The following is a 16,772-nucleotide window of genomic DNA, read 5'->3' as shown; positions in this document are numbered from 1 at the left end:
TCCGATCAGCTGGCGGCCTTGATGGCCTTGACGGCCTCGGCGACCTTGCCCGAGAACTCCGACGTCAGCGGGGCGGAGCCGGCCTTGTCGGCGGCCTCCTTCTGACCCTCCTCGCTGGTGACGTACTCGAGCCAGCCCTTGACGAGGTCGGCCTTGGCGGCGTCGTCGTAGGACTCACAACCGATCATGTACGACACGAGGACGATCGGGTAGACCCCGGACTCCTCCGTCTTGCGGTCGATGTCGAGCGCGATGTCGGTGGCGTCGCGGCCCTCGACCTGCGTGGCGGTGTCGAGCACCTTGGCGGCGGCCTCGGGGGTGACCTCGGTGTACTCGTCGCCGACCTTCACCTTGGCCTTGTCGAGGTCGCCGGCCTGCGACTCGTCGGCGTAGCCGATCGTGCCGGAGCCGTTGGTGACGGACTGGACGACGCCCGACGTGCCCTGGGCGGCCTCGCCACCCTTGATCGGCCAGGTCTCGACCTCGCCGCCGGTCCACGAGCCACCGGAGGCGGCGTCGAGGTAGGCGGTGAAGTTCTTCGTGGTGCCCGAGTCGTCCGAGCGGTGCACCGGCGTGATGTCGGTGTCCGGGAGCGTGGCGTCGGGGTTGTCGGCCTTGATGGCCGCGTCGTTCCACTTGGTGATCTTGCCCTCGAAGATGCCGCCGATGGTGGCGGGGGAGAGCTGCAGGTCGTCGACGCCGTCGAGGTTGTAGATGACCGCGATCGGGCTGACGTAGGTGGGGACCTCGACGACCGGACCGTTGCAACGCTCCTTGGCCTGCGCGAGCTCGTCGTCGTCCAGGTAGGCGTCGGAGCCGGCGAAGTCGACACCGCCGGCGATGAACTGCTCGCGGCCCGCGCCGGAGCCGGCCGGGTCGTAGTTGACGGTCACGTCGCTGTTGGCGGTCTGGAACGCGGCGGTCCAGGCGTCGACGGCGGCCTCCTGCGAGCTGGCGCCGGCGCCGTTGAGGGTGCCGGAGAGCGAGGAGTCGGAGCCGGAGCCCGAGCCGCCCTCGTTGGACGCGCCGCAGGCGGAGAGTCCGAGAGCGAGGGTGAGGGCGAGCGCCGCGGGGGCGGCGACGCGCAGCGTGGTGCGGTTCACAGGGGGTGTCCCTTCGATGATCACAGGCTTCTGTCGTCGGCGACGCTAAGGAGCAGAGGTGTATCGGGGGTCCTCCGTGGGTGAACGCAGGGTGAACGACGAGCGAAGGATGGGCTCCCGTCGCAGGTCAGCGGGGTGATGCAGGTCTCCCCAACGGTTCATCTGCGACGACCACGCCTCGACGCAGGTGCAGCACCACGCCCTCGCCCGGAGCCAGCTCCGGAGCGTCCAGCCCGAGGGCCTCGAAGACCCACGGCAGGGTCGGCCGGTGTCCGCAGACGACGGCCGGCGACTTCTCCGCGAGCACGTCGGCGACCGCGCGACGCACGTCGTCCTCGGACGTCTCCTCCGACAGCCGGGCGTCGTGCCGCAGCTCGAGACCGTGGTGCTCGGCGTAGGGCGCGACGGTGTCGACGCAGCGTCGCGCCGGGCTCGACACGACCCGGCGCACGCCGTAGGCCTCGAGCAGCGGCACGAGGGCGTCGGCCCGGCCACGACCGCTCGGCGTGAGGGGACGCAGCAGGTCGTCGCGACGCCAGTGCTCACGCGCCTTCGCCTTGCCGTGACGCACCACCACGAGCGTGCGGGTCCGGTGCGCCTTCACGTCACGCAGGGCCAGGAACGCGTCGAGGAGGTCGAGGTCGTGCTCGTAGCTGAGCAGCCTGCGGGCGTCGCCCGGGCGCACCCAGCGCAGGTCGTCGATCTCGCGGTTCGGCGTGAAGGGCGTCGCGGTCTCGCCGACCACGCGGGCCGCCCAGTAGCTCACCCGCTTGGGTCCGCCGGCCACGCGGTAGCGGGTGTCGGGGAGCGGGTGGCCGAGCCGGACGAGCTGGGCGGTCTCCTCCGCCACCTCGCGCACGGCGGTGGCGACGAGGTCCTCGCCCGGGTCCGGCTTGCCCTTGGGGAAGGTCCAGTCGTCGTAGCGCGGACGGTGGACGAGGAGCACCTCCACGCCCCGCTTCCCCGACGAGCCCGGACGCGGCGCGCAGCGCCTCCAGGTGACGGCTCCGGCGGCGGTCAGCGGACGTTCACGTGCCATGCCTCGTATTGTTCACGTCCTAGGTGTCCGGACGGTGACGGGCCGATGCGCGAGGAGGTGTGCGGTGCTCCGACGGGTGCGCGACCCGCTGGTCGCGGTCGTGGTGCTGGCCGTCGTGATCGCCGCGGGCTGGTGGGTCTCGGGCACCGCCCGGGCGGAGGTGCGCAGCCCGCTCGCTGCCGCCCTCGCTGCCGCCCCTGCGGGCACGACCGTCCTCGGCCTCACCGACTGGCAGCGCATCCGCGACGTCGGCTCGGACGACCCCGGCGCGCGCGACCTCACCACCCGGTCGGTGCTCGACGACCTCGGCGACGCCGTCCCGAACGCGCTCGGCTGGTCGAGCGACGACGTGGCGTGGGAGGCGTACGTGCAGGACCCGACAGCTGCGGGCGTGCTCGTCGTCGCGCCAGGCCCGGACCTGTCCTGGAGCCGGCTCGAGGCGGGCTTCCGGCGCGCCGGCTTCGCCGACGCGGGCGGCGGGCGCTGGACCGCGTCGGCGGAGGTGCTGGGGACGACCGGGTTGGGCGACCAGCTCGCCGACGTGCGGCTCCTGCGGCGCGCCGGGCTGCTGGTCGCGGGGTCGGACTCCGCCGCGGTCGAGAAGGTCGTCCGTGCCGCGACGGGTCGCGCGCCCGCACTGACGTCGGTGCGTCGCGCTGTCGACACGGCCGCGCCGCTGGCGGACGCCGACACGGTGCTGCTGCAGGCCGGCTCGCTCGGGTGCGAGGACGCGGCCGTCTCGGCCGAGTCGGCGGACCAGGCGGAGGCCGCCCAGGCGCGCGCCGGACGGCTCGCCGGCTACGTCTACAGCGGCCGGGCGCTCACCGACGGAGGCGGTTCCGGTCCGAGCGCGCAGACCGCGACGTTCGCGATGACGTTCGACGACGTCGCCCGTGCGCGTCGTCAGGCGCCGGTGCGCGAACGGCTCGCCACGGGTCCGTTCGTCGGACGCTCCGGCCAGGTCGAGGACGAGCTGCGCGACCCGGAGGTCGCGGTCGACCAGGCCACCGTGAGCCTGTCCTTCGACCGCTCCGCCGACGGCACCGTCCTCATGCTCGGCGCCGGCGCCCTCCTCTTCGCCGCCTGCTGACGACCAGCGGAACCCTCTGCTGGTCGAGTAGTCGACGCTGCGACGGAGGAGCTGGCGGTGGCGTATCGAGACCACTCCAAGCGTTCGCTGGGGGTCGGCTCGCGCTGGGCCGTTGCCGGGTGGTCTCGATACGCAGGGACTTCGCACGCTCGTCCCTGCTACTCGACCAGCGGAACCCTCCGCTGGTCGAGTAGGCCGACCGGCGACGAAGGAGCGCGGTCGGGCGTATCGAGACCGCTCTGGGCTGTCGCTGGGGGCTGGTCCGCGCTGGGCTGTTGCCGGGTGGTCTCGATACGCGGCACGGCGCTCCTTCGTCGCGCGTGGCTGCTACTCGACCAGCGGTGGGTTTCGCTGGTCGAGTAGCGCGGAGCCGCGAGGGACGAGCGTGCTTCGGGCGTATCGAGACCACTCTGGGCGTTCGCTGGGAGCCGGCCCGCGCTGGGCCGTTGCCGGGTGGTCTCGATACGCGGCCACGACGCTCGTTCCTCGCGCGTGGCTGCTACTCGACCAGCGGTGGGTTTCGTTGGTCGAGTAGTCGACGCCGCGACGAAGGAGCTGGCGGAGACGTATCGAGACCACTCTGGGCGTTCGCTGGGAGCCGGCCCGCGCTGAGCCGTTGCCGGGTGGTCTCGATACGCGGCACGGCGCTCCTTCGTCGCGCGTGCCGCTACTCGACCAGCGGTGGGTTTCGCTGGTCGAGTAGCGCGGAGCCGCGAGGGACGAGCGTGCTTCGGGCGTATCGAGACCACTCTGGGCGTTCGCTGGGGGTTGGCCCGCGCTGGGCCGTTGCCGAACGGTCTCGATACGCGGCCACGGCTGGCGGAGACGTATCGAGACCACTCCAAGCAGACGCTGGGGGTCGGGTGACGCGGTCCGTCAGGAGAGGCGGCTGCGGCGCTTCCTCGCGCGGGCGATGAGCTCGGCCTGGACGTCGCGACCCGAGGGGTGGCGGGTCCAGGTGCCGTCGGCGCCGAGGTGCCAGGAGCTGGTCTTGTCGTCGGCCATGCGCTCGAGCAGGTCGCCCAGCACCTGCGTGTGCTCCTCGCTCGGCACCCGCACCAGCACCTCGACGCGACGGTCGAGGTTGCGGTGCATCAGGTCGGCCGACCCGATCCAGGCCTCCGGCTCGCCTCCGCCGCCGAACCAGTACACGCGGCTGTGCTCGAGGAAGCGACCGAGGACGCTGCGGACCTCGATGTTCTCGCTGAGCCCCGGCACGCCCGGACGCAGGGTGCAGATCCCGCGGATGACCAGGCGCACGGGCACGCCCGCGCGCGACGCCTCGTACAGCCCGTCGATGACGGCCTCGTCGACGAGCGAGTTCACCTTGAACGCGATCCCTGCGGGTCGGCCGGCGCGGTGGTGGGCGATCTCCTGGTGGATGCGCTCGAGCAGACCCTCGCGCAGGCCCGACGGCGCCACCATGAGGCTCCGGTAGTCGCCCTGCTGCGCGAACCCGGACAGCGAGTTGAACAGCTCGAGCAGGTCGTTCGTGATGTCCGGGTCGCTCGTGAGGAGCCCGAAGTCCTCGTACAGGCGGGCCGTCTTCGGGTTGTAGTTGCCGGTGCCGAGGTGGGCGTAGCGGCGCAGGCCGTCGGGCTCTGCGCGGACGACCAGCGCCAGCTTGCAGTGCGTCTTCAGCCCGACGAGCCCGTACACGACGTGGCAGCCGGCGCGCTCGAGCTTGCGGGCCCAGCGGATGTTGGCCTGCTCGTCGAAGCGCGCCTTGATCTCGACCAGCACGAGCACCTGCTTGCCGGCGCGGGCGGCGTCGACGAGCGAGTCGATGATGGGCGAGTCGCCCGACGTGCGGTAGAGGGTCTGCTTGATCGCAAGCACGTGCGGGTCGGCGGCGGCCTGCTCGATGAAACGCTGCACGCTGGTCGCGAACGAGTCGTACGGGTGGTGCACGAGGACGTCGCGCCGGCGCAGCGTGCCGAACAGGTCGGCCGGGCTGGCGGTCTCGACCTCGGCCAGGTGCTCGTGCGTGCCGGGCACGAACGGGTCGAACTTGAGCTCCGGGCGGTCCAGGTCGGCGATCTCGCCGAGGCTGCGCAGGTCGAGCGGACCCTGCAGGCGGAAGACCTCGCCGTGGCGGATGCCGAGCTCGGTGACGAGCAGGTCGAGCACCTCCTCGTCGATCGACTCCTCGACCTCCAGGCGCACCGGCGGGCCGAAGCGACGGCGCAGCAGCTCCTTCTCGAGCGCCTTGAGGAGGTTCTCCGCGTCGTCCTCCTCGACCTCGAGGTCCTCGTTGCGGGTCACGCGGAAGACGTGGTGGGCGACGATCTCCATGCCCGGGAACAGCAGGTCGAGGTGCGCGGCGATGACGTCCTCGAGGGGCACGTGGCGGCCGGCGCTCGTGACCATCCAGCGGTCGATGATCGGCGGCACCTTCACCCGCGCGAAGTGCTGCTTGCCGGTCTCGGGGTTGCGCAGGACGAGGGCGAGGTTCAGCGACAGGCCCGAGATGTACGGGAACGGGTGTGCGGGGTCGACGGCCAGCGGGGTGAGCACCGGGAAGACGCGCTCGCGGTAGGTGGCGGCGACCTCCTCGCGCTCCTGCGCGTCGAGGTCGTCCCAGCGGACGAGGTGGATGCCGGCGTCGGCGAGCGCGGGCACGACGTCGTCGACGAAGGTCCGCGCCTGCTCGACCATCAGACGGTGGCTGGCCTCGAGGCTGTTGGCGAGCACGTCCTTGGGGTGGAAGCCGCTCGCGGACGGCACCGCCACGCCGGCCGCGATGCGGCGCTTGAGGCCGGCGATGCGGACCATGAAGAACTCGTCGAGGTTGCTGCCGAAGATCGACAGGAACCGCACCCGCTCGAGCAGCGGCAGGTGGGGGTCCTGGGCGAGCTCCAGCACGCGGGCGTTGAACGCGATCCACGACAGCTCCCGGTCGAGGAACCGGTCGGCCGGCAGCGCGTCGTCGACGGGCTCGTACGGCGGGTCGACGTCGAACTCGTCGGGCGACGAGGGGTTCTCGACCGCAGGCAGGTCCAGATCGGTGGTGTCCACGCGGACATTGTGGCAAGACGACGTGAACGTCGTCTGAACGACGCAGCTGTCCGTCTCGCCGGGCGTGGCAGACGGGGTCGCCGCGTTGCGTGGCGAAGCGCCCCGTCGGGGGCGGTGGCGCGCTATGTTGCGCGCATGGTGACGACGTCGGACCTGCTGGCGCTGGTGCAGGCCAAGGGTGCCCAGGCCCTCTTCTCCCTCCCGACCCCGGCCGTCCGGCGGCTCGCCGGCCGACCGGTCGAGGTCGACGGGCGCACGCTCGACCCCGAGATGCAGCTGCTGCTGCGGGTGATGGGTCTCAACGGTCCGGCGGTGGAGACGCTGTCGATCACCCGCGGCCGTCGCGTGTACACCGAGGCGTTCCGGATGCTGGGCGGTCGTCAGCCCGTCGGCGCGGTCACCGACCGCACGATCGACGGGCCGGAGGGTCCGGTCGGCCTGCGCTTCTACACGCCGCGCGGGCTCAGCGGCCGGTCGCAGGCGCTCGTCTACCTGCACGGCGGCGGCTGGGTCTACGGCGACCTGGACGCGTACGACGCCGTGTGCTCCTTCCTCGCCGAGGAGGCGCAGGTGCGGGTCGTCTCGGTCGACTACCGGCTGGCTCCCGAGGCGCAGTTCCCTGCCGGGTTCGACGACGTCTGGGCGGCGTGGCGGTGGGTCACCGAGCACGCGCCGGGCCTCGGCATCGAGCCGGGCGCGATCGCGATCGGCGGCGACAGCGCCGGAGGCAACCTGTCGGCGCTCGTCGCGCAGCACGCGGCCCGGTCCGACGACGTCGTCGCGCCCGCGTTCCAGCTGCTGATCTACCCGGCCACCGACTTCGTCGAGGAGCGACCGAGCCGGACCCGTCTCGGCGAGGGCTTCCTGCTGACCAAGGCGTTCATGGACCAGTGCGAGGAGAACTACCTCGCGGGCGACGAGGACCGCGCCGACGTCCGGCTCTCACCGCTGCGTCAGGACGCGCACGGCGTGGCGCCCGCCTACCTCGTGACCGCCGGCTTCGACCCGCTGCGCGACGAGGGCACGGCCTACGCCGAGCACCTGCGCGCGGCGGGCGTGCGGGTCGAGCACGTGGAGGAGAGCGGGCTCATCCACGGCTTCGCCAACATGGTCGGCATCGGGAGGTCCGCGCCGCGCGCCATGCGTCGCGCGGCGGCGGCCCTGCAGCGGGGGCTCAGCTAGCCGAGGGCCGCGCGTAGAGCACGTCGCGCGCCCGCTCGACGAAGCCGAGCCTGCGGTACACCGCGAGCGCGGGGCCGTTGTCGCCCTCGACGTAGAGGTCGACGACGTCCACGCCCGACTCGGCCAGGTGTCGCAGCCCGCGGGCGGTGAGCGCCGTGCCCAGCCCGCCGCCGTGGTGGTCCGGATCGACGCCGACGACGTACACCTCGCCGACCGGCGGCTCGCCCCAGGCGGGGGCCTCGACCTTCGTCCAGTGGAACCCGACCACCTGGCCCTGCTCGTCCTCGGCGACGAAGAGGCCCTCGGGGTCGAACCAGTCGCTAGCGGCGCGCCGGTCGAAGTCGGCGCGGTCCATCGCACCCTGCTCCGGGTGGTGGGCGAAGGCGCGACCGTTGACGCGGACGACGGCGTCGGCGTCGTCGGGCCGGAACGTGCGGATCGTGGTGCCCGCGGGGACCTGCTCGACGACCGGCTCGCCGCCCTCGCGGCGCAGCACGAGCAGGGTGCGGACCGGCTCGAGCCCGAGCGACGACGCGAGCGCCTGCGCCCCGGGCAGGTCGCCGTGCGCCCAGAACCGGTGCTCGCCGGCGTCGAGCAGCTCGCTCGCAAGGGCGCGACCGCGACCCTGGCGCCGGTGGTCGGGGTGCACCGTGAGCTCCACCGGTGCGTCACCCACGGCGACGGCGGCGGCGACGCCACCATCGACCACGCGCCCGACGCGCAGCGGGTCGCCGGCGCCGACGGCGAGGCGGGTGGCCTCGTTGAACGGCTCCACCCCGTCGGCCTGGTGGGCGGCGTGGTTCAGGGCCAGCAGCCCGTGGTCGTCCGCGGGCTCCTCGCCGGCGGTGGCGGGTGCTGCTGACGTGGAGGTCGTGGGTCCGGTCTCGCCGCGCTGGGACTCGGCGAGCGCGGCGCCGATCGCGAGGAACGCGCCGGCCCAGACAGGGTTGCCGGTGACGAACGTGAACAGGACGCCGACGGCCGTCCAGACGAGCACCATGCCGCCGTACCGACGGTCGCGAGAGTTCTTCACCCTCCCCAGCCTAGGCGTGGGTCGAGGGGAGCCCGTTCGCGCCGCGGGCGTCGAGCAGCCCGCGCAGCTGGTGGCCGACCTCCGCCGCGACCGCACGGGCCAGGGCCTCGGGCGAGTCGTCCTCGGGCTCGGGCACGACGTGGTGCACGGTGCCGGTCTCCTGCAGGTCGAGGGCCGAGACGCGCTGCTGCTGCGCCATCTGCGGTGCGTGGTCGACGTCGCCGTGCACGATCGCGCTGGCGCCCTCGGGCGGCAGCGGCGACAGCCACGCGTTCTCGGTGGCGACCACGACGTCGGCCGGAAGCAGGGCGAGGGCCCCGCCGCCGCTGCCCTGGCCGAGGAGCACGGAGACCGACGGCACCTCCAGCGTCGACATCGCAGCGATGCAGCGGGCGATCTCGCCGGCGATCGCCCCCTCCTCGGCGCCCGGCGACAGCTCCGCGCCCGGGGTGTCGATGAGGGAGACGAGCGGCAGGCCCAGCTCGGCCGCCAGGCGCATGCCGCGCCGCGCCTCGCGCAGCGCGGCCGGACCCATCGGGTTGGCCGGGGTCTGGGTGGTGCGGTCCTGCCCGACCACCACGCACGGCACGCCGTCGAGCCTGGCGAACGCCACCAGCATCGCGGTGTCGCGCTCGCCCTCCTCGGTGCCCTGGAGCCGCACGGTGGCGTCGCTGCCGTGGCGCAGCACGTCGCGCGCGCCCACCCGCGGCTCGGCGCGGGTGATCTCGATCGACTCCCACGTGCCGTGACGCCGCGGCGTGCCCGGCTCGACGCCCGGACGTCGGGTGCGGGTCGCGTCGGTGACGGGGTCGACGAGCAGGCCGAGCGCACGGTCGACGACGGACGGCAGCTCCTCGTGCAGCACGACGGAGTCGACGATGCCGCGTCGGGCGAGGTTCTCGCTGACCTGGACCCCGGACGGGAACGGTCGCCCCTCCAGCAGCTCGTAGACCTTCGGCCCCAAGAACCCCACGAGAGCGCCGGGCTCGGCCACCGTGATGTGGCCCAGCGACCCCCACGACGCGAACACGCCGCCCGTGGTCGGGTGCCGCAGGTGCACGAGGTACGGCAGGCCGGCGGCGCGGTGGTCCATGATCGCGCGGGAGATGTCGACCATGTGCACGAACGCGGGCGTGCCCTCCTGCATGCGCGTGCCGCCCGAGGCGGTCGAGGCGAGCAGCGGCAGGCCCTCGGCCGTGGCACGCCGGACGGCCGAGACGATGCGCTGCGCCGCGGCACGACCGATCGAGCCGGCGAGGAACCCGAACTCGTTCAGGACGAACGCGACGGGGCGGCCGCGGACGAGACCGCGACCGGTGATGATCGACTCGTCGCAGCCCGAGCGCTGTGCCGCCTTCTCGACGGCCGCACGGTAGTCCGGTGAGTATCCGGACACGTCGATCGGCTGGTCCCAGGACTCGTAGGTGCCCTCGTCGAGGACCAGCGCGACCAGGTCCAGCGCGCTGATGCGGTCCATCCGGCGTCCGCTAGGCGCGGGCGCCCGGCCCGGGCACCGACGTGCTGCGGCGCGCGGCCGGCTCGTCGGCCTCCGCCGTCGTCGCGACGAAGCGGTAGCCGACGTTGCGCACGGTGCCGATCAGCGTCTCGTGCTCGGTGCCCAGCTTGGCGCGCAGCCGTCGGACGTGGACGTCGACCGTGCGGGTGCCGCCGAAGTAGTCGTAGCCCCACACCTCCTGCAGCAGCTGCTGGCGGGTGAAGACCCGGCCCGGGTGCTGGGCGAGGAACTTCAGGAGCTCGAACTCCTTGAACGTGAGGTCGAGCGTGCGGTTCTCCAGCTTGGCCGTGTAGGTGGCCTCGTCGACGACGAGACCGCTGGAGGCGATGACGTGGGAGTCGTCCTCGGCGCCCTGGCCGGCGGCCACGCGGCCGATGGCCAGCCGCAGCCGGGCCTCCAGCTCCGCCGGGCCGGCGGTCGTGAGGATGACGTCGTCCATGCCCCAGTCGGAGGCGGCGACGGCGAGTCCGCCCTCAGTGAGGATCAGCACCAGGGGGCACTCGATCCCCGTGGTGCGGATGACGCGGGTGAGGCTGCGGACCTGCGCGAGGTCGTGGCGGCCGTCGACGAGGACGGCGTCGGAGGGTGGCGCGTCGATGAGCGCGCTGGCCTCCGCCGGGAGGATCTTGACGTGGTGGGGCAGCAGCGCGAGGGCGGGCAGCACCTCCACCGAGGACTGGGTGCTCTTGGTCAGGAGCAAGAGGTGTGACACTGCGGTCCCTCCGTCGGTCCGCCGCGGGCGCCGTGCCCGCGGCTCGCACTTATGACAAGAGGCCAGGTGAAATCACCGTGGCCTCGTCGCATGCCCCAGACTAGTGCATGTGTCGGACGAATCACCACGAGGTGTCGCGAAAGAGAACGACGTCACACCGGCAGGTGGCCGGCAGGCGGACGGGGCGTCGACGCCCGTGGTGACGGTGCGCTACTGGGCTGCGGCGCGGGCCGCGGCCGGGGTCGAGAGCGAGCAGGTGTCGGCCGGCACCCTCGCGGAGGCCGTCGACGAGGCGGTGCGCCGACACGACGGCGACCAGCGGCTGCGCGCCGTGCTCGACATGTGCTCCGTCCTCGTGGGGGAGGTGCCCGTCGGGCGTCGCGACCGCACCCAGGTGGGTCTCGACGACGGGGCTCTCGTGGAGTTCCTGCCGCCGTTCGCCGGCGGCTGAGCGCTGGGCCCTGAGTCCTGGGCCCTGAGTCCTGGGCCGAGCGGAGCGGGGCGCACCCCGACGCCTGGCATCATGCGAGGATGCCTCGACTCGCCCCGTCCCTGCTCTCGGCCGCCCTGGCGGGGCTGCTGGCGCTCGCGGTCGCCACGGACGAGCTGTGGCTCGTCGCGGTCGGCGTCCTCGTCGTGCAGGTGCTCGTCGCCACGGCGCCCGCCCACGGTGCGGGTGAGCGTCCGCGGCCGACGACCTTCGTGCCCGTCGTCGCGGGCAGCGTCGTCGCCACCGCCGTCGCCTGGGACCCGCAGCTGCTGCGGGGCACCGACGGCACCGTGGCGACCGAGGACGCGTTGATCTCGGCCGGCGTGTTCTCCGGCGTCATGCTCGGGTCGGCGGTGGTCGTCTTCGCCGGACTGGTGGGGCAGATGCTGCGCCGCGACGGCCGCGAGGACCTCGTGCGGGCCGTGGCTGCCACCGTGCTCGTCGGCGTCGTCGCCACGTGCGCCGCCGGATGGGTGGCAGCGTCGGGGGAGTCGGCCTCGATCGACGTCGTCGCGATGGCCGCCGCAGCGCTCTCCGTGGCCCTCCTGGTGTGGTTGGTGCCCGGCGACCGGGTGCTGCTCGGGTCGGCTGCGGTGACGGCGGGTGCACTCACCGGCGTGCTCGTCTCCGCGACCGTCGACGGCATCGGCACGTGGGTGCTGGGGCTCGCGGTCGGTGGCGCCGCGGCCGGGTGCGCCCTCCTCGGGCAGGTGCTGGGGCGTGCCTGGAGCATCGGTGCGCTGCCCGGTCCGCAGACGTGGGCCTTCCCGGCGGCGGTGTCGGTGGCGCTCGTCGGGCCTGCGGTGCACGTCGGGGCGTCGCTGGCGGTGCTCACCGTCTAGGGCCCGTGTTCCGCCCCGTCGGACGCCGAGGTCGGGCGACCGGCGGCGGCGTAGCCTGGAGGAGTGACCGGTGTGATCGTCCTGCTCGTCGCCCTCGCAGCGACCGGCCTCGTGGCCTTGCTGCTGCGACGTCGTGACGGTCGGTTCTCCACCCCCGCGTCCGCCGCGCCAGCGTCGTCGGTGGCCGTCGGGGGAGTGCAGGAGCCGGACCCGGGTGCGTCACCCGACGTGCCGACGGAGCCGCGCGAGGTGCTCACGGCGGAGGAGATCGGCGGCCCGCTGGGTGACCGGCTGACCTTCGTCCAGTTCTCGAGCGCCTTCTGCAGCCCCTGTCGTGCCACACGTGCTCTCCTGAGCGACGTCGTGGCGACCCGTCCCGACGTCGCCCACGTCGAGGTCGACGCCGAGTCCCACCTCGACCTGGTGCGCCAGCTGAACATCATGCGCACCCCGACGGTCCTCGTCGTCGGGCCCGACGGGACGGTGCTCAGCCGGGCCTCGGGCCTGCCGCGCCGCGACCAGGTGCTCGCCGTCCTCGACGCCTGAGCGCGCTCTGGTCGGCTAGGTGCCGGACCTGGGGGCGGGGTGTCGGCGTCCGCCCTCGTCGAGCTCGGGCAGGTGGGCCCATCTCGTCGGTGCGAGAGTTGGAGGCATGGGAACCCGCACGAGCATCGAGCACCCTGCCCCCGAGCAGGACCTGGACGCGATCGTCGGCCACCGGCTCATCTACACGTACGCCAACGGCTGGCAGTACGAGATGTACGTCAAGAACGCCACGACGATCGACTACCGGATCCACACCGGCATGGTCGGGGGCCGTTGGGTGAAGGACCAGGAGGTCGACCTCGTCGGGCTGGGCCGCGGGGTCTTCAAGGTCTCGTGGAACGAGCCGACCGGCACCAGCGTCGTCGTGAACATCGTGCCCGAGGACCGCGTCCTGCACGGCACGATCTTCTTCCCGCACTGGATCGAGCTCGACGGATCCCGGACGGTCCTGTTCCAGAACGACCACCTCGACGACATGCGCCGGTTCCGCGACGAGGGGCCGACCTACCCCGTCTACGTCGTGCCGGAGTTCGCGCACATCACCCTCTTCGAGCACGTCGGCACCGACGACGAGACCGTCATCGACACCGCGCCCGGCGACCTGCCGCCCGGCTTCGCCGACCGGAGCAACTGACGCGGAACCGCATTCCGTGGGGTCGAGGTCGGGGGTGGCTTCTCGGTCGGCCTGCGGCTGCGTCGGCGTGGGTTGGTGCTCGGGTGGGGCTGCGTCGGCGCGGCTCAGTGTGGGTGTGGTCTTCGAAAGGGCCTCGACCGGGCGGCTGGGCGGGCGGCGGCTCTGGTTCTCGGGCTGTGGCCTCCGTTGGACGCAGGGATCTGCGTTCGTGCGTTGGGACTCCGAGGCTTCTGCGTTTGCTACGGGATCCCGTCACCAACGTAGAAGCGTTCGACTTCCACGCGCGAAGGAAGAATCTTGGGTGCCCTTGGGGGTGGGGTGGGCAGTGCTTCTCCCTTCTCGTGGCACGGTCCACGAGAAGGGAGAAGCTCTGCCACGTCTGACCCGCTGGCGGTGGATTCTCCACCTGTACAGCGCTGACAAGGTGGCAGATCCACCGATGGCCAGCGCAATCGCAGAATCTTGCGTCCTCCGCGAGCCACAGCCCGAGAACCCGAGCCGCCGCCGCTCCCAGCGGCCCGGTCGAGGCCCTTTCGGAGCGCAGGACGAGTCGAAGCCGCGCGGACGCAGCCCCGCCCGAGCGCGAAGCCGCGCCGACGCAGCCCCGCCCGAGCGAGAAGCCACGCCAACGCACCGCCACCCGAGCGCGAAGCCGCGCGGACGCAACCCCCACCCGAGCGAGAAGCCACGCCGACGCACCCCACGCCGCCCGAACGGCGCCACATCTTGAAAGATGAGACAGTCGTCCACCATCTGAGACGATCTTCGGGCTTCACGCGCGGACCGACCTACAGTGGTCGCATGACCGGCTCGACGTACCTGACGCGGCGCCTCGCGGTGGACAACTGCCGCACGCGTTCCGCGCTGTGTCGTCGCTCCTGATCGACCGCACCGGCTACCCGCCCGCGGTCCCGAGCCCGCCCGTCAGCCCGCCGAGCGTCGACCCTGCGTCGCGCCGGCCCGTCCAGGAGACCGTCCCATGGCCCGTCCCACCCACGTCGACCCGCGCGGCATGCGCTTCGCGGCTGCCCTGACGTCCGTCGTCCTGGCCGTCGCGCTGGTCGTGCCGACCTCGGTCGCGCTGGTGCTGCTGGCCGTCCAGGGTGTCGTGTTCGCGATCGGCGCCAGCGGTCACCTCGACAAGTCGCCGTACGCGATCCTCTTCGCCCGCCTGGTGCGACCGAGGATCGGTTCGCCGGCCGAGCCGGAGGACGCGCGCCCCCCGCGGTTCGCGCAGACCGTCGGACTCGGCTTCGTCGTCGTCGCCCTCGTGGGCTTCGGCGTCGGCATCCCGGCACTCGGCTACGTCGCCACGGCGTTCGCGCTCGTGGCCGCCCTGCTCAACGCCGCCGTCGGCTTCTGCCTCGGCTGCGAGCTGTACCTGCTCGCGCGACGCGCCACCGCGTCGCGCGCGCCCGCCTGACCACCACCTGCACGCCCACCCGACCCCACCACCGCGTGGGACCACACATGGAGGTATCCACATGAGCCGCGACACCGCGCTCGTCACCGCCGACTGGGTCGAGGAGCACCTCGACGACCCGAAGGTCGTCCTCATCGAGGTCGACGAGGACGTCGAGGCCTACGACAAGGGCCACATCCCCGGCGCGATCAAGCTCGACTGGAAGAAGGACCTGCAGGACGGCGTCCGCCACGACTTCATCTCCAAGGAGAAGCTCGAGAAGCTGCTCTCGGAGAAGGGTGTCGCCAACGACGACACGGTCGTCTTCTACGGCGGCAACAACAACTGGTTCGCGGCCTATGCCTACTGGTACCTGACCTACTACGGCCACGAGAACCTGCGCCTGCTCGACGGCGGCCGCAAGAAGTGGGAGCTCGACAGCCGTGAGCTGTCCTCCGACGTCCCGGACCGTCCGGCCACCACGTATACGGCGCAGGAGCCGAACGAGGCCGTCCGCGCCTACCGCGACGAGGTCGTCGAGGCCATCGGCTCGAAGAACCTCATCGACGTGCGCAGCCCCGACGAGTACGCCGGTCGCCTGCTCGCCCCCGCGCACCTGCCGCAGGAGGCCGCCCAGATCGCCGGCCACATCCCCACCGCGGGCAACGTGCCGTGGAGCAAGGCCGCCAACGACGACGGCACGTTCAAGAAGGACGAGGAGCTCAAGGCCCTCTACGCCGACGCCGGCCTCGACGAGGGCAAGGACACCATCGCCTACTGCCGCATCGGCGAGCGCAGCTCGCACACGTGGTTCGTGCTGAACGAGATCCTCGGCTACCCGAACGTCAAGAACTACGACGGCTCCTGGAGCGAGTACGGCTCGCTGCGCGGCGTTCCCGTCGCCGTCGGCGACGACCGCGGGGAGGCCTGACATGTGCGGAGCCGTCAAGGGCGGACCGAGCCTCGAGGGCGTCGACGTCGCCAACCAGGCCGTCATCCAGGGTGTCGTCGTGCGCGGCGACGAGCCCGTGGGCAACGCGTACGTGCGGCTGCTCGACCGGACCGGTGAGTTCACGGCCGAGGTCCCGACCTCGGCGACCGGCCAGTTCCGGTTCTTCGCCGGCCCCGGCGAGTGGACGCTGCGCACGCTCGCGCCGCGCGCCGAGGCGGTCGACCTCGCCGTGGCCGCCGCGATCGGCGTCGTCGCCGACGTGGTCGTCGACATCGACCGGGTGCCCGCCACCGCCTGAGCACCACCGTGTGGGGCCCCGGACCGTCACGGTCCGGGGTCTCCTGGTTTTTTCGTGCATTCTCGCGTGAGAAGGACGTGACTCCCTGCCGTGTCGCTCGTTCTAGAGGCGAGCACGCTCGCGCCCGGACGTCGCGCTCATGTCAGATCTTGTGAGGGAGTCTCATGAAGAAGCACCTTGCGGCACTCGTCGCCTCGGTCGTCGCCGCCGTCGGACTGGTGGCACTGCCGTCCGCGACGCTCGCCCCCGCCCAGGGAGCGACCCTGCCGTACCCCGTGCTGGTGTGCGACATCCAGGTCTCGAAGACCCGCGTCGCGCCCGGTGAGACGTTCACGGCGACCGTGACGGCCGACGTCCCGACGACGATCACCGCCACCTACGAAGGCCAGACGCGCTCGGCCAGCAACACGAAGAAGCTGGTCGCGACGTTCACCGCGCCGCAGGTCACGCGGAGCACCTCGACCACCGTGCGCGCCATCTGCGGCGACAAGGCCGGGTCGGGTGCCGAGGTCGTCGTGGCCCCCTCGGGCGGCTCCAACGGCGACGGCGGCTCGCAGGGCGACTCCGACGCCGACGGTGGCTCCCAGGGCGACGCCGACGCCGACGGCGGCTCCCAGGGTGACGCCGACGTCAGCGCCGACGGTGGCTCGCAGAGCGACGCCGACGCCGACGGTGGCTCCCAGGGCGACGCCGACGTGAACGCCGACGGCCTGGGCTCGCAGGGCGACGCCGACGTGAACGCGGGCGGTGCCGGCACCGACGGCGTGGCCGACGCCGACGCCGGCACGGAGGACCGCAACGGCATCCTGCCCGGCACCGGTGGCACCGACTTCTGGCTGCTCGTCCTCGGCGCGCTGCTCGTCCTCGCCGGTGTGGGCGCCGTGGTCGCCCGTCGCCGTCGCGACGGCTGACCCG

At 72.6% G+C, this 16,772-nt stretch carries 16 protein-coding genes; 10 read left to right on the top strand and 6 right to left on the bottom strand.

The window, feature by feature from the left end; genetic code table 11:
* Positions 1–5: 5 nt before the first annotated feature.
* The gene (gene pstS / locus Aeryth_RS14335) at positions 6–1,103 is read right to left on the bottom strand and encodes a phosphate ABC transporter substrate-binding protein PstS (RefSeq protein ID WP_067860133.1); all 1,098 of its coding nucleotides are present in this window, start codon (positions 1,101–1,103) and stop codon (positions 6–8) included.
* Positions 1,104–1,230: 127 nt separating this feature from the next.
* Complete coding sequence (locus tag Aeryth_RS14330; RefSeq protein WP_067860131.1) at positions 1,231–2,142, bottom strand: NUDIX hydrolase; 912 nt, start codon at positions 2,140–2,142, stop codon at positions 1,231–1,233.
* Between the two features lie 64 nt (positions 2,143–2,206).
* On the opposite strand from Aeryth_RS14330, the gene Aeryth_RS14325 reads away from it, so the two are divergent.
* The gene (locus Aeryth_RS14325) at positions 2,207–3,232 is read left to right on the top strand and encodes a hypothetical protein (RefSeq protein WP_067860129.1); all 1,026 of its coding nucleotides are present in this window, start codon (positions 2,207–2,209) and stop codon (positions 3,230–3,232) included.
* An 876-nt stretch (positions 3,233–4,108) separates the two neighbouring features.
* On the opposite strand, the gene Aeryth_RS14320 is transcribed toward Aeryth_RS14325, so the two are convergent.
* Positions 4,109–6,250: an RNA degradosome polyphosphate kinase gene (locus tag Aeryth_RS14320; protein WP_417863679.1), complete on the bottom strand. Its 2,142-nt coding sequence runs from the start codon at positions 6,248–6,250 to the stop codon at positions 4,109–4,111.
* A 135-nt stretch (positions 6,251–6,385) separates the two neighbouring features.
* On the opposite strand from Aeryth_RS14320, the gene Aeryth_RS14315 reads away from it, so the two are divergent.
* Entirely contained in the window at positions 6,386–7,432 is a 1,047-nt protein-coding gene (locus Aeryth_RS14315) for an alpha/beta hydrolase (protein ID WP_067860127.1), read from the top strand.
* On the opposite strand, the gene mshD is transcribed toward Aeryth_RS14315, so the two are convergent.
* The 3 genes from mshD to Aeryth_RS14300 are packed head-to-tail and all read right to left on the bottom strand — an operon-like array spanning position 7,425 to position 10,693.
* Positions 7,425–8,465 (bottom strand): mycothiol synthase, encoded by a 1,041-nt coding sequence (gene mshD, locus Aeryth_RS14310; RefSeq protein ID WP_236749750.1) that lies wholly within the window; start codon positions 8,463–8,465, stop codon positions 7,425–7,427. The two genes, Aeryth_RS14315 and mshD, sit on opposite strands and share 8 nt — an antisense overlap.
* A gap of 10 nt (positions 8,466–8,475) precedes the next feature.
* Positions 8,476–9,942 carry a carboxyl transferase domain-containing protein gene (locus Aeryth_RS14305; RefSeq protein WP_067860125.1) on the bottom strand — a complete coding sequence of 489 codons (1,467 nt, stop codon included), beginning with the start codon at positions 9,940–9,942 and terminating at the stop codon, positions 8,476–8,478.
* A gap of 10 nt (positions 9,943–9,952) precedes the next feature.
* Positions 9,953–10,693: a winged helix-turn-helix transcriptional regulator gene (locus Aeryth_RS14300; protein WP_067860123.1), complete on the bottom strand. Its 741-nt coding sequence runs from the start codon at positions 10,691–10,693 to the stop codon at positions 9,953–9,955.
* Between the two features lie 199 nt (positions 10,694–10,892).
* Here Aeryth_RS14300 and Aeryth_RS14295 point away from each other — a divergent pair, with 199 nt between their 5' ends.
* The 8 genes from Aeryth_RS14295 (at position 10,893) to Aeryth_RS14260 (ending at position 16,768) form a co-directional block, all read left to right on the top strand.
* Complete coding sequence (locus Aeryth_RS14295; RefSeq protein WP_236749749.1) at positions 10,893–11,144, top strand: MoaD/ThiS family protein; 252 nt, start codon at positions 10,893–10,895, stop codon at positions 11,142–11,144.
* Positions 11,145–11,224: 80 nt separating this feature from the next.
* Positions 11,225–12,025 carry a hypothetical protein gene (locus Aeryth_RS14290; protein WP_067860119.1) on the top strand — a complete coding sequence of 267 codons (801 nt, stop codon included), beginning with the start codon at positions 11,225–11,227 and terminating at the stop codon, positions 12,023–12,025.
* A gap of 63 nt (positions 12,026–12,088) precedes the next feature.
* The gene (locus tag Aeryth_RS14285) at positions 12,089–12,571 is read left to right on the top strand and encodes a thioredoxin family protein (RefSeq protein WP_067860116.1); all 483 of its coding nucleotides are present in this window, start codon (positions 12,089–12,091) and stop codon (positions 12,569–12,571) included.
* A 106-nt stretch (positions 12,572–12,677) separates the two neighbouring features.
* On the top strand, positions 12,678–13,205 hold the full coding sequence (locus Aeryth_RS14280) for a phenolic acid decarboxylase (RefSeq protein ID WP_067860114.1): 528 nt from the start codon (positions 12,678–12,680) through the stop codon (positions 13,203–13,205).
* A gap of 979 nt (positions 13,206–14,184) precedes the next feature.
* A complete protein-coding gene (locus tag Aeryth_RS14275) occupies positions 14,185–14,628 on the top strand; it encodes a DUF4395 domain-containing protein (RefSeq protein WP_067860112.1) in 444 nt (147 codons plus the stop codon).
* Between the two features lie 61 nt (positions 14,629–14,689).
* A complete protein-coding gene (locus Aeryth_RS14270) occupies positions 14,690–15,538 on the top strand; it encodes a sulfurtransferase (RefSeq protein ID WP_067860110.1) in 849 nt (282 codons plus the stop codon).
* 1 nt (position 15,539) lies between these two features.
* Complete coding sequence (locus tag Aeryth_RS14265; RefSeq protein WP_067860108.1) at positions 15,540–15,857, top strand: DUF1416 domain-containing protein; 318 nt, start codon at positions 15,540–15,542, stop codon at positions 15,855–15,857.
* Positions 15,858–16,021: 164 nt separating this feature from the next.
* Positions 16,022–16,768 carry an LPXTG cell wall anchor domain-containing protein gene (locus Aeryth_RS14260; RefSeq protein ID WP_067860106.1) on the top strand — a complete coding sequence of 249 codons (747 nt, stop codon included), beginning with the start codon at positions 16,022–16,024 and terminating at the stop codon, positions 16,766–16,768.
* Positions 16,769–16,772 lie beyond the last annotated feature (4 nt).

This window comes from Aeromicrobium erythreum (assembly GCF_001509405.1).
Lineage (GTDB): Bacteria > Actinomycetota > Actinomycetes > Propionibacteriales > Nocardioidaceae > Aeromicrobium > Aeromicrobium erythreum.
Note: the sequence above shows the minus strand (reverse complement) of the source record. Positions and strands in the feature narration are given on the sequence as shown.

Excerpts from the sequence above, each read along its gene's own strand:
- Aeryth_RS14330 (WP_067860131.1), bottom strand. The coding sequence starts at position 2,142 with ATGGCACGTGAACGTCCGCTGACCGCCGCCGGAGCCGTCACCTGGAGG.
- Aeryth_RS14315 (WP_067860127.1), top strand. The coding sequence starts at position 6,386 with ATGGTGACGACGTCGGACCTGCTGGCGCTGGTGCAGGCCAAGGGTGCC.
- Aeryth_RS14305 (WP_067860125.1), bottom strand. The coding sequence starts at position 9,942 with ATGGACCGCATCAGCGCGCTGGACCTGGTCGCGCTGGTCCTCGACGAG.
- Aeryth_RS14290 (WP_067860119.1), top strand. The coding sequence starts at position 11,225 with ATGCCTCGACTCGCCCCGTCCCTGCTCTCGGCCGCCCTGGCGGGGCTG.
- Aeryth_RS14280 (WP_067860114.1), top strand. The coding sequence starts at position 12,678 with ATGGGAACCCGCACGAGCATCGAGCACCCTGCCCCCGAGCAGGACCTG.
- Aeryth_RS14275 (WP_067860112.1), top strand. The coding sequence starts at position 14,185 with ATGGCCCGTCCCACCCACGTCGACCCGCGCGGCATGCGCTTCGCGGCT.
- Aeryth_RS14270 (WP_067860110.1), top strand. The coding sequence starts at position 14,690 with ATGAGCCGCGACACCGCGCTCGTCACCGCCGACTGGGTCGAGGAGCAC.
- Aeryth_RS14265 (WP_067860108.1), top strand. The coding sequence starts at position 15,540 with ATGTGCGGAGCCGTCAAGGGCGGACCGAGCCTCGAGGGCGTCGACGTC.
- Aeryth_RS14260 (WP_067860106.1), top strand. The coding sequence starts at position 16,022 with ATGAAGAAGCACCTTGCGGCACTCGTCGCCTCGGTCGTCGCCGCCGTC.